This is a genomic window from Bradyrhizobium sp. UFLA05-108 (assembly GCF_059803455.1).
In genome coordinates this window covers 1-15,849 of record NZ_JBANAZ010000003.1, presented here as the reverse complement: position 1 = coordinate 15,849, position 15,849 = coordinate 1, and the positions used below count along the sequence as shown (strand labels likewise).

The window sequence follows — 15,849 nt, the reverse complement described above, 5'->3', positions numbered from 1 at the left end:
ATCATGGCGCGCCAGCCAGACGATAAAGCAGCTGCAAAGTTTTCCAGCGAGGACTCCGCGCTCATCCGCGAGCTCGCGACCCTGCTCGACGAGACGAGCCTCACCGAGATCGAGATCGAGCGTGCAGGACTTCGTCTGCGCGTCGCGCGCAACGTCAGCGTCGCCGCGGCCCTGCCGACATCGGTCATCGCGGCTCCCGTCGCGGCACTTGGAGCGGCGACTGCGGCCACAGCGCCAGCAGATCTCTCGAAACATCCCGGCGCCGTCACCTCGCCGATGGTCGGCACCGCCTATTGGGCGCCGGAGCCGGGCGCAAAGCCTTTCATCGAGGTCGGCTCCAAGGTTTCGGTCGGTCAGACGCTCCTCATCATCGAAGCGATGAAGACCATGAACCAAATCCCCTCGCCGCGCGCCGGAACCGTGACGCAGATTCTGGTCGAGGACAGCCAGCCGGTCGAGTTCGGCGAACCGCTTGTGATTATTGAGTAGGCGAACGGGGAGTAGCGAATAGCGAATGGCATTGGCCTTCCCTATTCGCCATTCGCCACTCGCTATTCGCGGCAGGACACCATGTTCGACAAGATCCTCATAGCCAATCGCGGCGAGATCGCCCTTCGTATCCTGCGGGCTTGCAAGGAGCTCGGGATCGCGACCGTCGCCGTGCACTCCACCGCCGATGCGGACGCGATGCACGTCCGCCTCTCCGACGAGAGCGTATGCATCGGGCCGCCGCAGTCGAAGGACAGCTATCTCAACGTTCCCGCGCTGCTCGCGGCCTGCGAGATCACCGGCGCCGATGCGGTGCATCCGGGCTACGGCTTCCTGTCGGAGAATGCGCGCTTTGCGGAAATCCTCTCCGAGCACAATCTGCACTTCATCGGCCCGAAGGCGGAGCACATCCGCCTGATGGGCGACAAGATCGAGGCCAAGAAGACCGCCAAGCGGCTCGGCATCCCCGTGGTGCCCGGCTCCGACGGTGCCGTCGGTCCCAACGACAACGCGACGGCGATCGCGAACGAGATCGGCTTCCCCGTGCTGGTGAAGGCTGCCGCCGGCGGCGGCGGCCGCGGCATGAAGGTCGCGCATAGCGAGGCAGAGCTTGCGCTGGCGCTATCGACGGCCGCCAACGAGGCGAAATCCGCCTTCGGCGACGCGTCAGTCTATCTGGAAAAATACCTGCAGAAGCCGCGCCACATCGAAATCCAGATCCTTGGCGACGGCCGCGGTGGCGCGATCCACCTTGGCGAACGCGACTGCTCGCTGCAACGCCGTCATCAGAAGGTCTGGGAGGAAGGCCCCTCGCCCGTTCTCTCCGCAGCCGCCCGCGCCAAGATCGGTGAAACCTGTGCCAAGGCCATGCGCGAGATGAAATATCTCGGCGTCGGCACCATCGAGTTCCTCTATGAGGACGGCGAGTTCTACTTCATCGAGATGAACACCCGCATCCAGGTCGAACATCCCGTCACCGAAAGCATCACCGACATCGACCTCGTGCTGGAGCAGATCCGCATTGCCGCCGGCGGCGACCTGCCGGCGAAGCAGGAAGAGATCCAGATCATCGGGCACGCGATCGAGTGCCGCATCAATGCGGAGAACCCGCAGACCTTTCGGCCCTCGCCCGGCCGGATCCTGCAGTACCATCCGCCTGGCGGTCTGGGCGTGCGGATCGATTCCGCGGTCTATCAGGGCTACACGATCCCGCCCTATTACGATTCCCTCGTCGGCAAACTGATCGTGCACGGCAAGACCCGCACCGAATGCCTGATGCGGCTGCGCCGGGCGCTGGACGAGATGGTGGTTGACGGCATCGAGACGACGCTGCCCCTGTTCCGCGCGCTGGTGCGCGAAGACGCGATCATCGACGGCGACTATCATATCCACTGGTTGGAACAGTACCTGGCCGGCCAGTCCGGCAACTAGCGGCGACCATCCTTCCCTCGCCATGGAACCGGACGCCGCTTGCAGCGTTATCGGCGGGTTTTCTGCACGGGGGAGTGGAAATTCTTAAGGTCGGAACTGGAATTGGCGTGGCGCCTGACCTGAGACGGCGGCGCGCACTTTGGCAGATCCTGCTGTTCGCAGCGGGACTCTTGGTGCTGACGGTGATCAGCGCCGGCTCGGTCTACCTCGTCAACAAGGCACGCGACGACAACGCCTCGGTCATTCACACCATCGAGGTCGAGAACCAGATCCACACGCTGCTCCTGGAAGTTCGTCGCGCCGAGAGCAGTGCGAGCGGATTTCTCCTCACGCGCGGGCCGGAATTCTGGACCGACCACCAGGCCGCGGTGGCGGCGGTCCTGCCGCATCTCACGAGGCTCGCGGAGCTGACCAAGGACAATCCCGCGCAGGCCGACAACGTCCGCAAGCTGCGGCCAGCGGTCGAAACCAGGCTCGACCAGTTCACGCGCGAGATGAATTATATGCAGCAGAGCGACTTCGCACGTGCCTCGGCGCTCGTCCGTGAAGCGGCTGCCGGCAACACGACGAGCACGATCCGCGACGCTGCGGACGCCATGCTCCGCGAGGAGCAGCGATTATTTGCACTGCGCTCGGCCAATGCCAACAACAGCCAGACGCTGGCAGCGTCGTTGACCGGCATCGGCTCCGGTCTCGTCGTCGTGCTCGCCTTGATCTCGATCTGGCTGGTGCGGCGCTCAGCAGCCCTCCGCGACGAGGCCGAGACGCGCCTGCGCGATTCCAACGTCAATCTTGAGGCCACCGTCGATGAACGGACGGCAGACTTGCGCGAAGCCAACAACGAGATCCAGCGCTTCGCCTATATCGTGAGCCACGACCTGCGCTCGCCGCTGGTCAACATCATGGGCTTCACCAGCGAGCTCGAGGAGTTGGGAAGCGACCTCTTCCGGCGCATCGGCAGCCTCACCCACGTCCCGGCGGACGGGCCGCCGCTGGCGATGAAGGATGCCGCGGAAATCCCGCTGGAAGGGTCGGACAAACAGCTCTCGCAGGATTTTTCCGAGGCGCTCGGCTTCATCAAATCCTCGATCGCCAAGATGGATCGCCTGATCTCGGCGATCCTCAACCTCACCCGCGAGGGCCGGCGCGAATTCGAGCCGGTCAGGATCGACACGCGCGAGCTGATCGAGGCGATCGTCGCGACGGTGGCACATCAGTCAGCCGAAGCGCAGGCCGAAATCCGCGTCGGCGAGCTGCCCGACATCGTGAGCGACCGGCTAGCGCTGGAGCAGATCTTCTCCAACCTGATCGACAACGCCATCAAGTATCTCAAGAGCGGCGTGCCCGGCGAGATCGCGCTGCGCGGCCGCACCAAGCTCGGCTATGCGATCTTCGATATCTCCGACAATGGCCGCGGCATCGATCCGAAGGATCACCACCGCATCTTCGATCTGTTCCGCCGCGCCGGCCTCCAGGACAAGCCGGGCCAGGGCATCGGCCTTGCCCACGTCCGCGCGCTGGTGCGCCGGCTCGGCGGTACGATGTCGGTCTCCTCCGAACTCAACGTCGGCAGCACATTTACGATCACGCTGCCGATCAAGTGGAACGCGAGCAAGCGGAACGCAGAACAATGACACAGCCCGTCACCATCATAATGATCGAGGACGACGAGGGGCACGCCCGCCTCATCGAACGCAATATCCGCCGCTCCGGGGTGAACAACCCGATCGTGCCTTTTGCCAACGGCACGGACGCCATCCGCTTTCTGTTCGGCGCTGACGGCTCCGGCCTCGTCCAGAAGGGCAATGCGCTGCTGATCCTGCTCGATCTCAACCTGCCCGACACGACCGGGATCGAGATCCTGAAGCGGATCAAGGAGAACAAGTACCTGAAGGCCTCTCCCGTAGTGGTGCTGACCACCACCGACGACTCCCAGGAGATCAAGCGCTGCTACGAGCTCGGCTGTAACGTCTACATCACAAAACCGGTCAATTACGAGAATTTTGCCAACGCGATCCGGCAGCTCGGGCTATTCTTCTCCGTCATCCAGGTGCCCCCAGCAGCAACATGAACCGGACAACGCCGACGTTGCTCTATATCGACGACGATGACGCGCTGGCGCGCCTCGTCGAGCGCGGTCTGACGCGCCGCGGCTACAAGGTGATCCTTGCCACAAGCGGCGAGGAAGGCCTCGCGCGCATCCGGCAAGGAAACGTCGATGGCGGCATCGACGTCGTGGCGCTCGACCAGTACATGCCGGGCCTCGACGGTCTTGAGACACTCGAACGGATCATGGCGATCCCGAACGCCCCGCCGGTCGTCTTCGTCACGGCGTCGCAGGATTCCAGCATCGCCGTCACAGCGCTGAAGGCGGGCGCAGCCGACTACCTCGTCAAGGACGTCACGGGCGACTTCATCCCGCTGCTGCATGTCGCTGCCGATGGCGCCCTGCGCCAAGCTGCGCTCCAGAAGGCGCGCGAGGAGGCGGAAGCCGAAATCCACGCCTCGCGCGACCGCTACGCGGCGCTGGCCGCCGAACGCGAAATGCTGCTGCGCGAGGTCAATCACCGCGTCGGCAACTCGCTCCAGATCATCGCTTCGCTGCTGCATCTGCAGGCAAGCTCGGCTGCGCAGGAGGAGGTCAAGGCCGCCCTGACCAATGCGATGGGCCGCGTCGCCGCGGTCGCGCAGGTGCACCGCCGCCTCTACACCTCGCAGGATCTGAAGAGCGTCGTCCTGAACCAGTATTTGGACTCGCTGCTCGAGGACCTCCGCCGCTCGGCCGAGGGCAACCGGATGTCGCGCCTGACGCTGAAGGCGGAGCCGATCGAGATCGATCCGGACCGCGCAGTGGCGGTCGGCATCATCGTCAACGAGCTGGTCATGAACGCGGTGAAATACGCCTATCCGGACGGCGCCGGCCCCATTCACGTCGAGCTGACCTCGCAGGGCGAGGATCTCGTACTGTCGATCGCCGATGATGGCGTTGGTGACAATGCCAAGGCCGATCCGCGCTCGACCGGGATGGGCCAGCGCATCGTTGCGGCGATGGCTTCCAAGCTCGACGCCTCCGTCGAACGCGATCCGGATCACACTGGGACGAAGATCCTGCTCAAGTTCCGCCGCCTGCCCGCGCCATCGACGACGACGAACAACGCCGCCGCGAGCTGACGTGCGAGGCCCCGCATCGGACCCCATCGCAAGGCTGCCACGATCCTGCTAATGTGCCGCGCATGACTTCGCGCGACTCCGCCTCGTCTGAAATCACCCCCGCCGTGCTGCTGCGTGCCTATGCCTGCGGCATCTTTCCGATGGCCGAGAGCGCGGACGATCCGACGCTGTTCTGGGTCGAGCCGGAGATGCGCGGCGTGATCCCGCTCGAGGGATTTCGCGTCGCCTCGCGCCTTGCGCGCACCGTGCGCTCGGATGTGTTTCGCGTCACCGTCAACACTGCCTTCAAGGCGACGATCGCCGGCTGCGCGGCGCCGCAGGCCGGCCGCGAGGACACCTGGATCAACAAGCGCATCCGCGACCTCTATGGCGGCCTGCACGAGCTCGGCCACTGCCACAGCGTCGAGGCCTGGCAGGGCGACGACCTCGTCGGTGGCCTCTATGGCGTGAGCCTGGGGCGCGCCTTCTTCGGCGAAAGCATGTTTCACACCGCGCGCGATGCCTCGAAGGTCGCACTGGTGCATCTGGTGGCGCGCCTCATCTACGGCGGCTTCGAGCTGCTCGACACGCAATATGTCACCGAGCATCTGCGCAGCTTCGGTGCGGTCGAGATTTCCAGGCGCCGTTACACCGCCCTGCTCGACAAGGCGCTCGCAGGCGAGTCCGCCGACTTCCTGAAATTGCCTGGAGACGCGATCCCGGGGGCGAGCGCGCTCGAGATCATCGCAACGAGAAGCTAATTCCGGCCGAAGCCCGGGAACGGGAAGAGGCTCGGCTGCTGTGGCGGCGGAGGCGGCGGTGCCGGCTGCGGCTGCTGCACCGGCGGAGGCTGCGGGGGACGCTGCTGCTGCACGGCCTGCTTGGGCGCGGCCTTCTTCTGTGCCGGCGGCGGCGGTGGCGTGGCCGGCTTGCTCGCCGGATCCGGCGCTGCGGTCGCGATCGTCTGCTGCGGCTCTTTGCAGTCGGTCAGCCAGATGTCGTAGATCGGGTGCTCGACGCCGTGCAGGCCCGGGCTCGCCGCAAACATCCAGCCCGAAAAAATCCGCTTCACCTCGCCTTGCAGCGTGATCTCGTCGACCTCGACGAAGGCATCGGTATTGGCGGCTTCGGTTGCCGGCCGCGTGTAGCAGGCGTCGGTTTTGACCCGCAGCGCGCCGAACTGCACGGTCTCCCCGATCTCCTCGTCGAAATTGATGATGCGGCCGGTGATCTTGTCGAGGCCCGAGAAGGTCGCCTTCTTGTTCACGATCTTCTGCGCCGGCGGCTCGGTAACGACCTCATCGCCCGGCTGAAGGCTGGCCGGCGTCTGCGGAACGCCGTTTTGCGGTGTTCCCTTGGGCTGTCGCTGCCCGGGCGGCAAGCCCGGCAGCGTCGGATTGGCGCCCGGCTGCGGCGGTGGGCTTTGAGGATTGGGCGGCGCAACCGCGATGGAGGGCTGCTGGTTCTGCGGCAGCACGGTACTTCCCGGCGGCGGGGCCAAAGGCTGCGTCTCCACCGGACCGGGCAGAGCATTGGGCGCGATATTTCCTTGGCGGGGGGCGGGTCGGTTCGGCGTCGGCAGCACGCGGCCCTGCGGCGGCAGCTCCGGCACCTCCTCGTCATCGTCAGGCATCTGCTGCTGCGGCTGGTTGCCGCGCGGAATGCTGCCGGGCGGCCGCAGCGGCGGCGGATCAGAGAAGATGGTGCCGATCTGCGCCTGCGCCGGAGGCGAGACGGTCATCGCTGTGGCGGCAAAGAGCGCCGCAAGGCCGGTCAGGATCAGGTTTCGAGACATCTCGCGCGGCTTCAACAGCGAATCGGGTTTATCGAGCATTGTACAGGGGTTACGGCCGCTCGCAGACCATCCGGTTAACACGCCGAATACGGCGGGGAAAGGGCGGTTTCCCCCACGCCCGCCGGCCCCTTCCCGGTCCCTTCCCGGTCCCTTGGCTGGCCAGACCACCCGTCAGGTGGGATAGTTGCAGCGGCGGCCCATCTCCGGCGGGCCCCGACAGACGGCGGCTTCCCTCTCATTCCGGGGGCCCCAACAGGCGAGCCCGGCAGCGACATCAGCAAATTCCTCGCAAGGTCTCCCATGCCAATCGTCCTCGATTCCGACGCCGCCGCCGTCTACCAGGCGTTTCTTCAGGCCGCCCGTCCACCTTATGAAACGCTGACCGCGTCGGAAGCTCGCGCGGATTATTCCCGAGCGGGCTTTGCAACCAATCCCGAGCCGCCCGAGCTGGCACGCGTCGAAGCCCTTGCGATCCCGGCGCCGCACGGCACGATCCCTGCCCGCCTCTACGTGCCAATGAGGCTGCGCCGACGTGGCGGTCTATCGCCGGCTCTGGTGTTCTTCCATGGCGGGGGCTGGGTGATCGGCGACCTCGACACCCATGACGTCGCAGCCCGCAAGCTCGCCGTCGAGGGCGAGCTGATCGTGATCTCGGTCGACTATCGCCTGGCGCCCGAGCACAAGTTTCCCGCCGCGGTCGACGACGCCATCGAAGCGACCCATTGGATCGCCGCGAACGCCAGCACGCTTGGCATCGATGCATCGCGCCTCTGCGTCGGCGGCGACAGCGCCGGCGGCAATCTCGCCGCCGTGGTCGCCATCGCTGCCCGCGATGGCAACGGCTTGAGTCTCGCAGGCCAGGTGCTGATCTATCCCGCCGTCGATTTCGCGATGACCCACGCCTCGCACAGCGAGCCCGAGACCAGCCTGCTCCTCAGCCATTCCGTCGTCCGCTGGTTCAAAGGCCATTATCTGAACGGCGCCGCCGACGCGCACGACTGGCGCGCCTCGCCGGCCCGCGCCACCGCGCTCAATGGCCTGCCGCCGGCCTATGTGCTGACCGCCGGCGCAGATCCCTTGCGCGATGAAGGCCACGACTATGCAGAGCGCTTGAGGCAGGCCGGCGTGCCCGTCGCCTGTCGCCACTTCCCCGGCCAATTCCATGGCTTCTTCACCATGGGCAAGCTGTTGCCGCAGGCCGATGTTGCAGCCGCGGAGATCGGCGCATGGTTGAAGAAGTTGGGCTGAAGACGATGTCGTAGCCCGCATGGAGCGAAGCGAAATGCGGGGCTGTCGTCATTGGTCCCGTCCCCGGATGACGCTACGCTCCATCAGGCTACAGCGCGTGCAATACACCGCAACCACTTGTTACTTTGAACAACAAGGCCAGTGCCTCAAGAGTTGCGCTCCACAGATCGCCTCAACCTCTTCGCGCGAGGTGACACTCCCCTGGAAGTCAAAATGCCCCTCAGCCTGCAACGCACCTTGGCCGCTCCCGTGCGATGGCTCGCATGGCTCGGCGACCAGGGCACCCGCGCCGTGGCGGCGCTGGTGCTGTTCGGGATCGCAATCCCGCCACTGGGGGCAGTGCTGCGGCCTTACGTGACCGAGGCGATCTTCCTCCTGCTCGTCATCTCCTTCATGCGCGTCGACCTTGCTGCGCTGCGCGCCCATCTGCGCCGGCCGGGTCTGATCGTCGCGGCAACTGCCTGGACGACGATCGGCGTTCCCCTGATCTTTGGCCTCGCTGCGCATCTGTCCGGATTCGATGCCCGCTCGCCCGAGCTGTTCCTCGCCCTGATGCTCCAGGCCATCGCTTCGCCGATGATGGCCTCGCCCGCGATCGCGGCGCTGATGGGCCTCGATGCCACGCTGTTGCTGGTCACGCTCGTGACCTCCACCGCGCTGGTGCCGTTCACGGCGTCACTGTTCGCCGCACTCTTCCTTGGCGGAACGCTCAGCATCTCGCCGCTCGCGCTCGGTGCAAAACTGCTCGCGATCCTTGCGGGATCGCTCACGACGGCGACCGTGATCCGCTGGCTGTTCGGCGCGGACGCGATCCAGCGTCAGCGCCGGCCGATCGACGGCGTCAACATCATCATCCTGCTGGTCTTCGTCGCGGCCGTGATGGGCAACGTGATCGCCGACTTCCTGGCCGATCCCCTGCTGTCGATCGGCATTGCGCTGCTCGCCTTCGCCATCTTCTTTGCGCTCTTGATCGTCACGACGCTGCTGTTCCGCCGCATCGGTTACGAACAGGCGCTCGCACTTGGCCTGATGGTATCGCAGCGCAATATCGGGCTGATGCTGGCGGCGACGGCGGCAACCCTGCCCGGCACGACCTGGCTCTATTTCGCGCTCACCCAGTTTCCCTACTACGTCGCGCCACAGATGCTGACGCCGATCGCGCGACGTTTGACGGCGCAGTCACAAGCAACCGCGGGCACCGCGACCGCGGAAACGACACGCTAACTCGCCCGCGCCGCGCGCCGCAACGATTGCGGCGGCTGGCCAAAGGCGCGGATGAAGGCGCGGCGCATCCTTTCAGGATCGCGGAAGCCGGTCGACTGCGCCACGAGCTCGATCGCTTCGCTGGACGACTGGACACGCTCGCGCGCCACCTCGACGCGCAAGCGCTCGATCGCCTTTGACGGCGTCGCGCCGGTCTCCGCGGCAAAGGCGCGCGCAAAGTGCCGGGCGCTCATGTTGGCGTGCTCGGCGAGATCCTCGACGGTCAAGGGCGTATCGAGGTTCTCGCGCGCCCAGGCGAGCAGCGGTCCGAAGCGGCCGTTCGGCGTCTTCAATTCGAGCAGCGAGGAGAATTGCGACTGTCCGCCGCTGCGGCGATGGTACAGCACGAGCTGGCGCGCGGTGTCCTGTGCGACCGCCTCGCCGTGATCCTCGGTCACCATCGCCAGCGCGAGATCGATGCCGGCTGAGATGCCGGCCGAGGTCCAAACATTGCCGTCGCGGGTGAAGATCTGGTCGGGCTCGAGCTTCACCTTGGGATAGCGCGCGACGAAATCGCGGGTGCGGCCCCAATGCGTGGTCGCGCGCTTGCCGTCAAGCAGGCCCGCCTCCGCCAGCACATAGGCACCGGAGCAGACGCTGGCGACGCGCACGCCGCGCTTGGCCAGCCGCTGCACGAAGCCTAACGTTGCCGGACAGCGCGCCGCGCCTGCCACGCCCTCGCCGCCCGCGATGATCAATGTCGTGACCGCATTCGCCGTTTTGAAATCGCGCGCCATGATCTCGACGCCGGACGAGCTGCGCACGGGCCCGGCGTGCAGCGCTAGCACCCGGATGACAGGCACCATCTTCGAATAGCGCGCAGCGATCTCGAACACCGAGATCGGGCCCGCTGCATCGAGCAACTGGAAATCGGGAAAGATCAGGACGCCGATCATGGGCCAAACCCCGCGCTATGTCCGAAAATGAGGGAATTATGCCATTTCTGACAGGAGAGCATCATGGCATCGTTGGCCCGTCAAGCTGATTGTCTGGAGGCTCTCATGTCGTCACCGCTCAGAATCGGATGTCTGGTTTTTCCACGCGTCACCCAGCTCGACCTCACCGGACCCGTGCAGGTGTTTTCCTCCGTACCCGGCGCCGAGGTGCACCTGATCTGGAAGCGGATCGAGCCTGTTCCGAGCGATTCCGTGCTGACGCTGACGCCGACCACGACCTTCGCCGATTGTCCGCAGCTCGACGTGATCTGCGTACCCGGCGGCTTCGGCACCGATGCGCTCGTCAATGACGAGGAGGTGCTCGATTTCCTGCGCAGCCAGGCCGAGGGCGCTAAATACATCACCTCGGTGTGCACGGGATCGCTGGTGCTCGGCGCAGCCGGCCTCTTGAAGGGCTATCGCGCCGTCACCCATTGGAGCGCGATGGAGGTGCTGGCGCTGTTCGGCGCGACACCGACACGGACGCGCGTCTGCATCGACCGCAACCGGATTACCGGCGGCGGCGTCACCGCCGGAATCGATTTCGCGCTGACACTGGTCTCGATCCTGGTCGACCGCACCATGGCCGAAGCGATTCAGCTCCGCCTCGAATACAATCCGGCACCGCCCTTCAATGCGGGTTCGCCGGAGACCGCGCCCGCCGAAGTGCTCGCACTGATGAAGGAACGCATCGCGCCCTCGCAGGCGCGCCGCATTGAAGCCGCCAAGCAGGCTGCGGCCAGGGTGATGTGAGGACACGCGACCGACAAACAGAAAAAGGCCGCCTGGTTTCCCGGGCGGCCTTTCCTGTCTTACGACAGCTGCACATTCAAACGGGCGATTTCGGAGCTTCCAGACCGGGGGGCCTATCTCCCGATCGAGTCCTGTTCGGCAGCCGCTGCATTTCGGGACAGTCGCGAACTGTTGCCCGAACCGTGCGCGATGGTCTCCCATCTCCGTAAGATGGTTCATTGAGCCGCATCGCTCGCGGTAGAGCAACGGCCGCGCATGCTGCGTCCCCGCTGTTCCCGTTGTTCACAGCGACGATAGCCGGATGCGAATGCATCCAACGCCGATGATTTGCGGAATTTGCCGGTCTAGCCAGGCGTCCAGGGCTGATAGTCGCCCGTCGCCTTGGGGCGCTTGCCGCTCGCAAGCGTCGAACCCGAGGGCCGATAGGCCTTGGGCGTGCCGGTCAGGTTCGGCTGATGGGGCTTTTCCCACTCGCGCGGCTTGTAGTCGAGCTCGGTCGGCGGCACATCGACCACGTGATGCATCCAGCCATGCCAGGCCGGCGGCACGCGGCTCGCTTCGGCATAGCCGTTATAGATCACCCAGCGCCGCTCGAAACCGAGCGTCGGATCGATCACCCCGCCGCGGGTCCGGTAGTAGCGATTGCCCTGCTCGTCCTCGCCCACCAGCTCGCCGAACCGCCAGGTCCAGAGCTGTGTGCCAAAGGTCTGGCCGTTCCACCAGGTGAAGAGCTTGAGGAAGAATTGTTTCATGCGGCAAGGGCCCTGCTTCGTGCGGTCCTGATGCCATCCGGAAGCGAACTTGTCCAGTTGCCGCTCCGCGGATGAACCATCTGGAATGCGCTGATCCGCCGCAACGAGGACGCGATCCGTTCATGCTGGGTACAGACGCGGATTGGAATCCTGCGCTCCCCACGCAAACCTCCGCGGGCGCCCTGGAACCACTGCCTGCTTGAGTGGTTGGATTTGGGGAAAAGGAGCCGAATATGAACAATCTCAGAGTTTTGACCGCCACGGCGGCGCTGGCACTGGTTCTCCCGCTGGCCGCACCGACCGCCAGCCTTGCCCAATCCCGCGCTCAGGCTGTCGGCGGTGGCGGTGGCGGGCACGCCGCCATCGGAGGCGGTGGCGGCGGTGGCGGAGCCCGCATGGGTGGTGGCGGATTTAGCGGCGGTGGCGCATTCCGCGGTGGCGGCGGCAATTTCGCAGCCTCCACGGCCGTTCGTCCTGGCGTCTCCGCGCCGGCCTTCAGCGGAGGCGGTCGTGTCGCAGCCGGCGCGCCGTCCGGCAACTGGAACGGCGGCAACTGGCGTGGTGGCGGCTGGCACCATCGCGGTGGCGGCTTCTGGCCCGGCGTAGCTGCTGGCGCCGCGATCGGGACCCTGGGGTCGTACGCTTACTCCGGCGGCCCGTACTACAATGATCCCTACTATTACGGCGACGATTACTATTATGACTCCGGCCCGAGCGTTGCCGTTGTGCCCGACACCGGCGGCGATTCCGCAGCCTATTGTGCCCAGCGCTACAGGTCCTATGACCCCGCGTCAGGGACTTATCTCGGCTATGACGGTCTGCGACATCCCTGCCCCTAGCGACGGTTAGTTGCATCGCTCCAATCTGATCGAAAAGGCGCCGTGATCGCGCGGCGCCTTTTTGACGTGTCATCTCGCGCTGCGCAGGCTTTCACACGAACGCCATACATCGCGGGTTTTATGCACCTCACCGTGCATATCTGTCCTGATCCAATCCAAAATTGACCCGATCCACGATTCGCCTATATCAGCAAAGACTGTGGGGACTTCGATTGGTTAGGCAGAGTCATGCCGCGCATTCTCGTGGTTGATGACGATCCGATGGTCGGCGCGACCATCGAGGTCCTCCTCCAACGCCAGGGCTTCGACGTCACGTTGACTGACGGCGGTGAGACCGGGCTGGCTGCGCTGGAGCAGCAGACCTTCGACGCGATGCTGGTCGACATTTTCATGCCGCATATGCGCGGCTTCGAGTCGATTCGCATCTTCCATGAGCGTGCCCCGACGATCCCTCTGATCGCGATGTCCGGCTACGCGTTTGCCTCGTCCGCATCGCCCTCGCCCGATTTTCTCCGCATGGCGCTCGAGCTCGGCGCAACGCGCTGCCTGCGCAAGCCGTTCACGCCGGAGACGCTGCTGACTGCAATCAAGGAATGCCTCGACGAGGCCGCTCCGGTGAAGGACAACAAATTCCCTTGATTGCTTCGCAGCGCGTCATTCTCGGTGCCGGACTTGCGATCCTCCTGATCATCACCGCGGCCTCGATCGGACTCGACGTCAAGTCGCGGTTCGACACGTCATGGGCCAACCACACCGTGGGGGCGCTCAAGAAGATCTCGGAGCTGCGCCTGCTCGTCCGTCGCGCCGAAAGCGCGGCGCGCGGCTATGAGCTCTATCGCAGCCAGGCCTTCAACGACGAATTCCAGGCGACGCGCGGGGCGATCGCGCCTGCCCTCGCCGATCTCAAGCGCGCGCTGCGCGACAATCCCGATCAGGTCGCGCTGCTTGAGAGCACCGAAGCGCTGGTTCTGCGCCGGCTCGACATCGCGGCCGAAGCGATGCGGTTGCGCGCAGCGAACGACGGGGACGGCATCACCGCGCTCCAGGGCAAGGCGGAAGGCCGCGGCCTGATGGAGACGGTGACCGCAAATCTCGACCGGCTGACCGCGGAGGAAGAGCGGCGGCTGGCCGCCCGCGCGGCGGAGTCGCGCCGCACCGGCATTGTCCTGCTCGGTATCGACGTCGCCGGCGCGGTGCTGATCCTGCTGCTGGTCGCGCTGCTGTTGCGCGAGACCCGGCGCAGCAGTGTCGCCCTGCAAAGCACGCTGCATGAGACCAGGGCTGCCAACGAGGCGCTGGAGGCGGCGGTCGCCGAGCGAACCGAGCACCTCGTCACCGCCCATGACGAGCTCCGCATCTCCGTGAACGTGCTGCAAAGCACCTTCCACAGCATGGCGGAAGCGGTGCTCGTCATCGACAGGGACAGCAACGTCCTTCTGTCGAATCCCGCCGCAGAGCGCATGCTGCTGCATCGCGCCGGGATGAACCTGACCAGCCTGCGCACGATGTCGGACGTGTTCCAAGGCGACGGCGTGACGCCGCTCATCCCTGAGGAGCTGCCATCGGCGCGCGTGCTGCGCGGCGACGAGTTCGAAGAGATGGAGATGATCGTCCGCCCGCACAGCGGCAATCCCGTCCGCCATCTCCTCATCAGCGGGCGGCCGATGCGCACTGCGCAAGGCGTGATCTCCGGCGCGGTGCTGGTCTATCACGATGCGACCATCTCGCGCGAGACCGAGCGGCAGCTGCATCAGTCGCAGAAGCTAGACGCCATCGGCAAGCTGACCGGCGGCGTCGCACACGACTTCAACAACATGCTCACGGTGATCTCGGGCAATACCGAGACGCTGGTCGGCAGCCTCAAGGAGCAACCTGAGCTGCAGCGCGTGGCGCGGCTGATCGACGATGCCGCGCAGCGTTGCGCCGAGCTGATCCAGCACCTGCTCGCCTTTGCCCGCAAGCAGCCGCTGGAGCCACGCAACGTCGACGTCAACGCGGCGGTATCAGACAGCGCAAAGCTGCTGCGTCCCGCCCTCGGCGAGCAGATCCAGATCGAGACCGCGCTCGAACAGGGGCCGATGACCTCGCACATCGATCCGTCCCGGCTGACCAACGCGGTCCTGAACATGGCGATCAACGCGCGCGACGCCATGCCCGACGGCGGCAAGCTGTTGCTGGAGACGCGTCGGGTGACGCTGGACGAGGCCTACGCGCAGGCCAACCCGGACGTCACGCCCGGCGCCTATGTGATGCTCGCGGTCAGCGACACCGGCAGCGGCATGCCGCTGGATGTGCAGGAAAAGGCCTTTGAGCCGTTCTTCACCACCAAGGAGATCGGCAAGGGCTCAGGCCTCGGACTGTCGATGGTCTACGGCTTCGTCAAGCAGTCCGGCGGCCACATCAAGATCTACAGCGAGGCGGGCCACGGCACGACGATCAAGCTCTATCTGCCGCCCGGCGAAGGCGCGAGCGAGACGGCGACCACCGCGGCGCCGGCGGCGACCGGCGGCGCCGAAACCATCCTGGTCGTGGAGGACGACAATCTCGTGCGCAACTTCGTCACCGCACAGCTACAAAGCCTCGGCTACAAGACCATCGCCGCCCCCGACAGCCGCACTGCGCTCGCGCTCGTCGAGCGCGGCGAGCCGTTCGATCTCCTGTTCACCGACGTCGTCATCCCCGGCGGCATGAGCGGACGCGTGCTTGCGCTGGAGGTCGACAAACGCCGGCCGGGTGTCAAGGTACTCTACACCTCCGGCTATACCGACAACGCGATCGTCCACCAGGGCAAGCTCGACGAAGGCGTGCTGCTGCTGACCAAACCTTACCGCCGCAATCAGCTCGCCGAGATGATCCGCCTGGCGCTCGGCAAGGAGCCGGTGGGCTAGCATTGTAGGATGGGTAGAGCGAAGCGAAACCCATCGCCCAACAGTTGTGCTATCCTTCGGGAATGACCTCGTATCGCCGCAACTTCATCCCCGGCGGGACCTTCTTCTTCACCGTCAATCTGGTGGAACGGAAGCTCTCGTTGTTGACGACCCATATCGAGTTGCTGCGCGCGGCATTCCGAGAGACGCGTCAAAGGTACCCGTTCACGATCGATGCAATCGTTGTGCTGCCTGACCATCTTCATACTGTCTGGAGCATGCCCGAAGGTGATGCGGATTTCGCGACACGATGGCGATTGATCAAGT

General features: G+C 65.4%; 16 protein-coding genes. 13 read left to right on the top strand and 3 right to left on the bottom strand.

Annotated elements, in window-relative coordinates; genetic code table 11:
• The first annotated feature begins 3 nt into the window (after positions 1–3).
• The 6 genes from accB to aat all read left to right on the top strand — a co-directional run bounded on the left by accB (position 4) and on the right by aat (position 5,831).
• Complete coding sequence (gene accB, locus SO140_RS02665; protein ID WP_449382924.1) at positions 4–489, top strand: acetyl-CoA carboxylase biotin carboxyl carrier protein; 486 nt, start codon at positions 4–6, stop codon at positions 487–489.
• Between the two features lie 81 nt (positions 490–570).
• The gene (accC, locus tag SO140_RS02660) at positions 571–1,920 is read left to right on the top strand and encodes an acetyl-CoA carboxylase biotin carboxylase subunit (RefSeq protein ID WP_498542298.1); all 1,350 of its coding nucleotides are present in this window, start codon (positions 571–573) and stop codon (positions 1,918–1,920) included.
• Between the two features lie 107 nt (positions 1,921–2,027).
• The gene (locus SO140_RS02655; RefSeq protein ID WP_498542297.1) at positions 2,028–3,554 is read left to right on the top strand and encodes a sensor histidine kinase; all 1,527 of its coding nucleotides are present in this window, start codon (positions 2,028–2,030) and stop codon (positions 3,552–3,554) included.
• Positions 3,551–3,991 carry a response regulator gene (locus tag SO140_RS02650; RefSeq protein ID WP_449382921.1) on the top strand — a complete coding sequence of 147 codons (441 nt, stop codon included), beginning with the start codon at positions 3,551–3,553 and terminating at the stop codon, positions 3,989–3,991. Before SO140_RS02655 ends, SO140_RS02650 begins: the two co-directional genes overlap by 4 nt.
• The gene (locus SO140_RS02645) at positions 3,988–5,091 is read left to right on the top strand and encodes a sensor histidine kinase (protein WP_449382920.1); all 1,104 of its coding nucleotides are present in this window, start codon (positions 3,988–3,990) and stop codon (positions 5,089–5,091) included. The genes SO140_RS02650 and SO140_RS02645 overlap by 4 nt, the downstream gene beginning before the upstream one ends.
• A gap of 62 nt (positions 5,092–5,153) precedes the next feature.
• Entirely contained in the window at positions 5,154–5,831 is a 678-nt protein-coding gene (gene aat / locus SO140_RS02640; protein ID WP_449382919.1) for a leucyl/phenylalanyl-tRNA--protein transferase, read from the top strand.
• Here aat and SO140_RS02635 read toward each other — a convergent pair.
• On the bottom strand, positions 5,828–6,904 hold the full coding sequence (locus SO140_RS02635) for a DUF2155 domain-containing protein (protein WP_449382918.1): 1,077 nt from the start codon (positions 6,902–6,904) through the stop codon (positions 5,828–5,830). The two genes, aat and SO140_RS02635, sit on opposite strands and share 4 nt — an antisense overlap.
• A 261-nt stretch (positions 6,905–7,165) precedes the next feature.
• Here SO140_RS02635 and lipP1 point away from each other — a divergent pair, with 261 nt between their 5' ends.
• Both lipP1 and SO140_RS02625 read left to right on the top strand, forming a co-directional pair.
• Entirely contained in the window at positions 7,166–8,113 is a 948-nt protein-coding gene (gene lipP1, locus SO140_RS02630) for a LipP1 family hormone-sensitive lipase (RefSeq protein ID WP_449382917.1), read from the top strand.
• A 213-nt stretch (positions 8,114–8,326) separates the two neighbouring features.
• Positions 8,327–9,337 carry a Na+-dependent transporter gene (locus tag SO140_RS02625; RefSeq protein ID WP_449382916.1) on the top strand — a complete coding sequence of 337 codons (1,011 nt, stop codon included), beginning with the start codon at positions 8,327–8,329 and terminating at the stop codon, positions 9,335–9,337.
• Here SO140_RS02625 and SO140_RS02620 read toward each other — a convergent pair.
• The gene (locus SO140_RS02620) at positions 9,334–10,272 is read right to left on the bottom strand and encodes a GlxA family transcriptional regulator (protein ID WP_449382915.1); all 939 of its coding nucleotides are present in this window, start codon (positions 10,270–10,272) and stop codon (positions 9,334–9,336) included. The genes SO140_RS02625 and SO140_RS02620 overlap by 4 nt on opposite strands.
• Before the next feature lie 105 nt (positions 10,273–10,377).
• On the opposite strand from SO140_RS02620, the gene SO140_RS02615 reads away from it, so the two are divergent.
• Positions 10,378–11,064: a DJ-1/PfpI family protein gene (locus SO140_RS02615; RefSeq protein ID WP_449382914.1), complete on the top strand. Its 687-nt coding sequence runs from the start codon at positions 10,378–10,380 to the stop codon at positions 11,062–11,064.
• Positions 11,065–11,408: 344 nt separating this feature from the next.
• Here the strand turns inward: SO140_RS02615 and SO140_RS02610 are convergent, their stop codons facing one another.
• A complete protein-coding gene (locus tag SO140_RS02610) occupies positions 11,409–11,816 on the bottom strand; it encodes an NADH:ubiquinone oxidoreductase subunit NDUFA12 (protein WP_449382913.1) in 408 nt (135 codons plus the stop codon).
• 233 nt (positions 11,817–12,049) lie between these two features.
• On the opposite strand from SO140_RS02610, the gene SO140_RS02605 reads away from it, so the two are divergent.
• The 4 genes from SO140_RS02605 to SO140_RS02590 all read left to right on the top strand — a co-directional run.
• Complete coding sequence (locus SO140_RS02605; protein WP_449382912.1) at positions 12,050–12,655, top strand: BA14K family protein; 606 nt, start codon at positions 12,050–12,052, stop codon at positions 12,653–12,655.
• 228 nt (positions 12,656–12,883) lie between these two features.
• Positions 12,884–13,294 (top strand): response regulator, encoded by a 411-nt coding sequence (locus tag SO140_RS02600; protein ID WP_449382911.1) that lies wholly within the window; start codon positions 12,884–12,886, stop codon positions 13,292–13,294.
• A complete protein-coding gene (locus tag SO140_RS02595) occupies positions 13,291–15,543 on the top strand; it encodes a CHASE3 domain-containing protein (protein ID WP_449382910.1) in 2,253 nt (750 codons plus the stop codon). The genes SO140_RS02600 and SO140_RS02595 overlap by 4 nt, the downstream gene beginning before the upstream one ends.
• A gap of 62 nt (positions 15,544–15,605) precedes the next feature.
• Positions 15,606–15,849, top strand: a 244-nt coding sequence (locus tag SO140_RS02590; RefSeq protein ID WP_498542296.1) for an REP-associated tyrosine transposase, incomplete at its 3' end; no start/stop codon positions are given.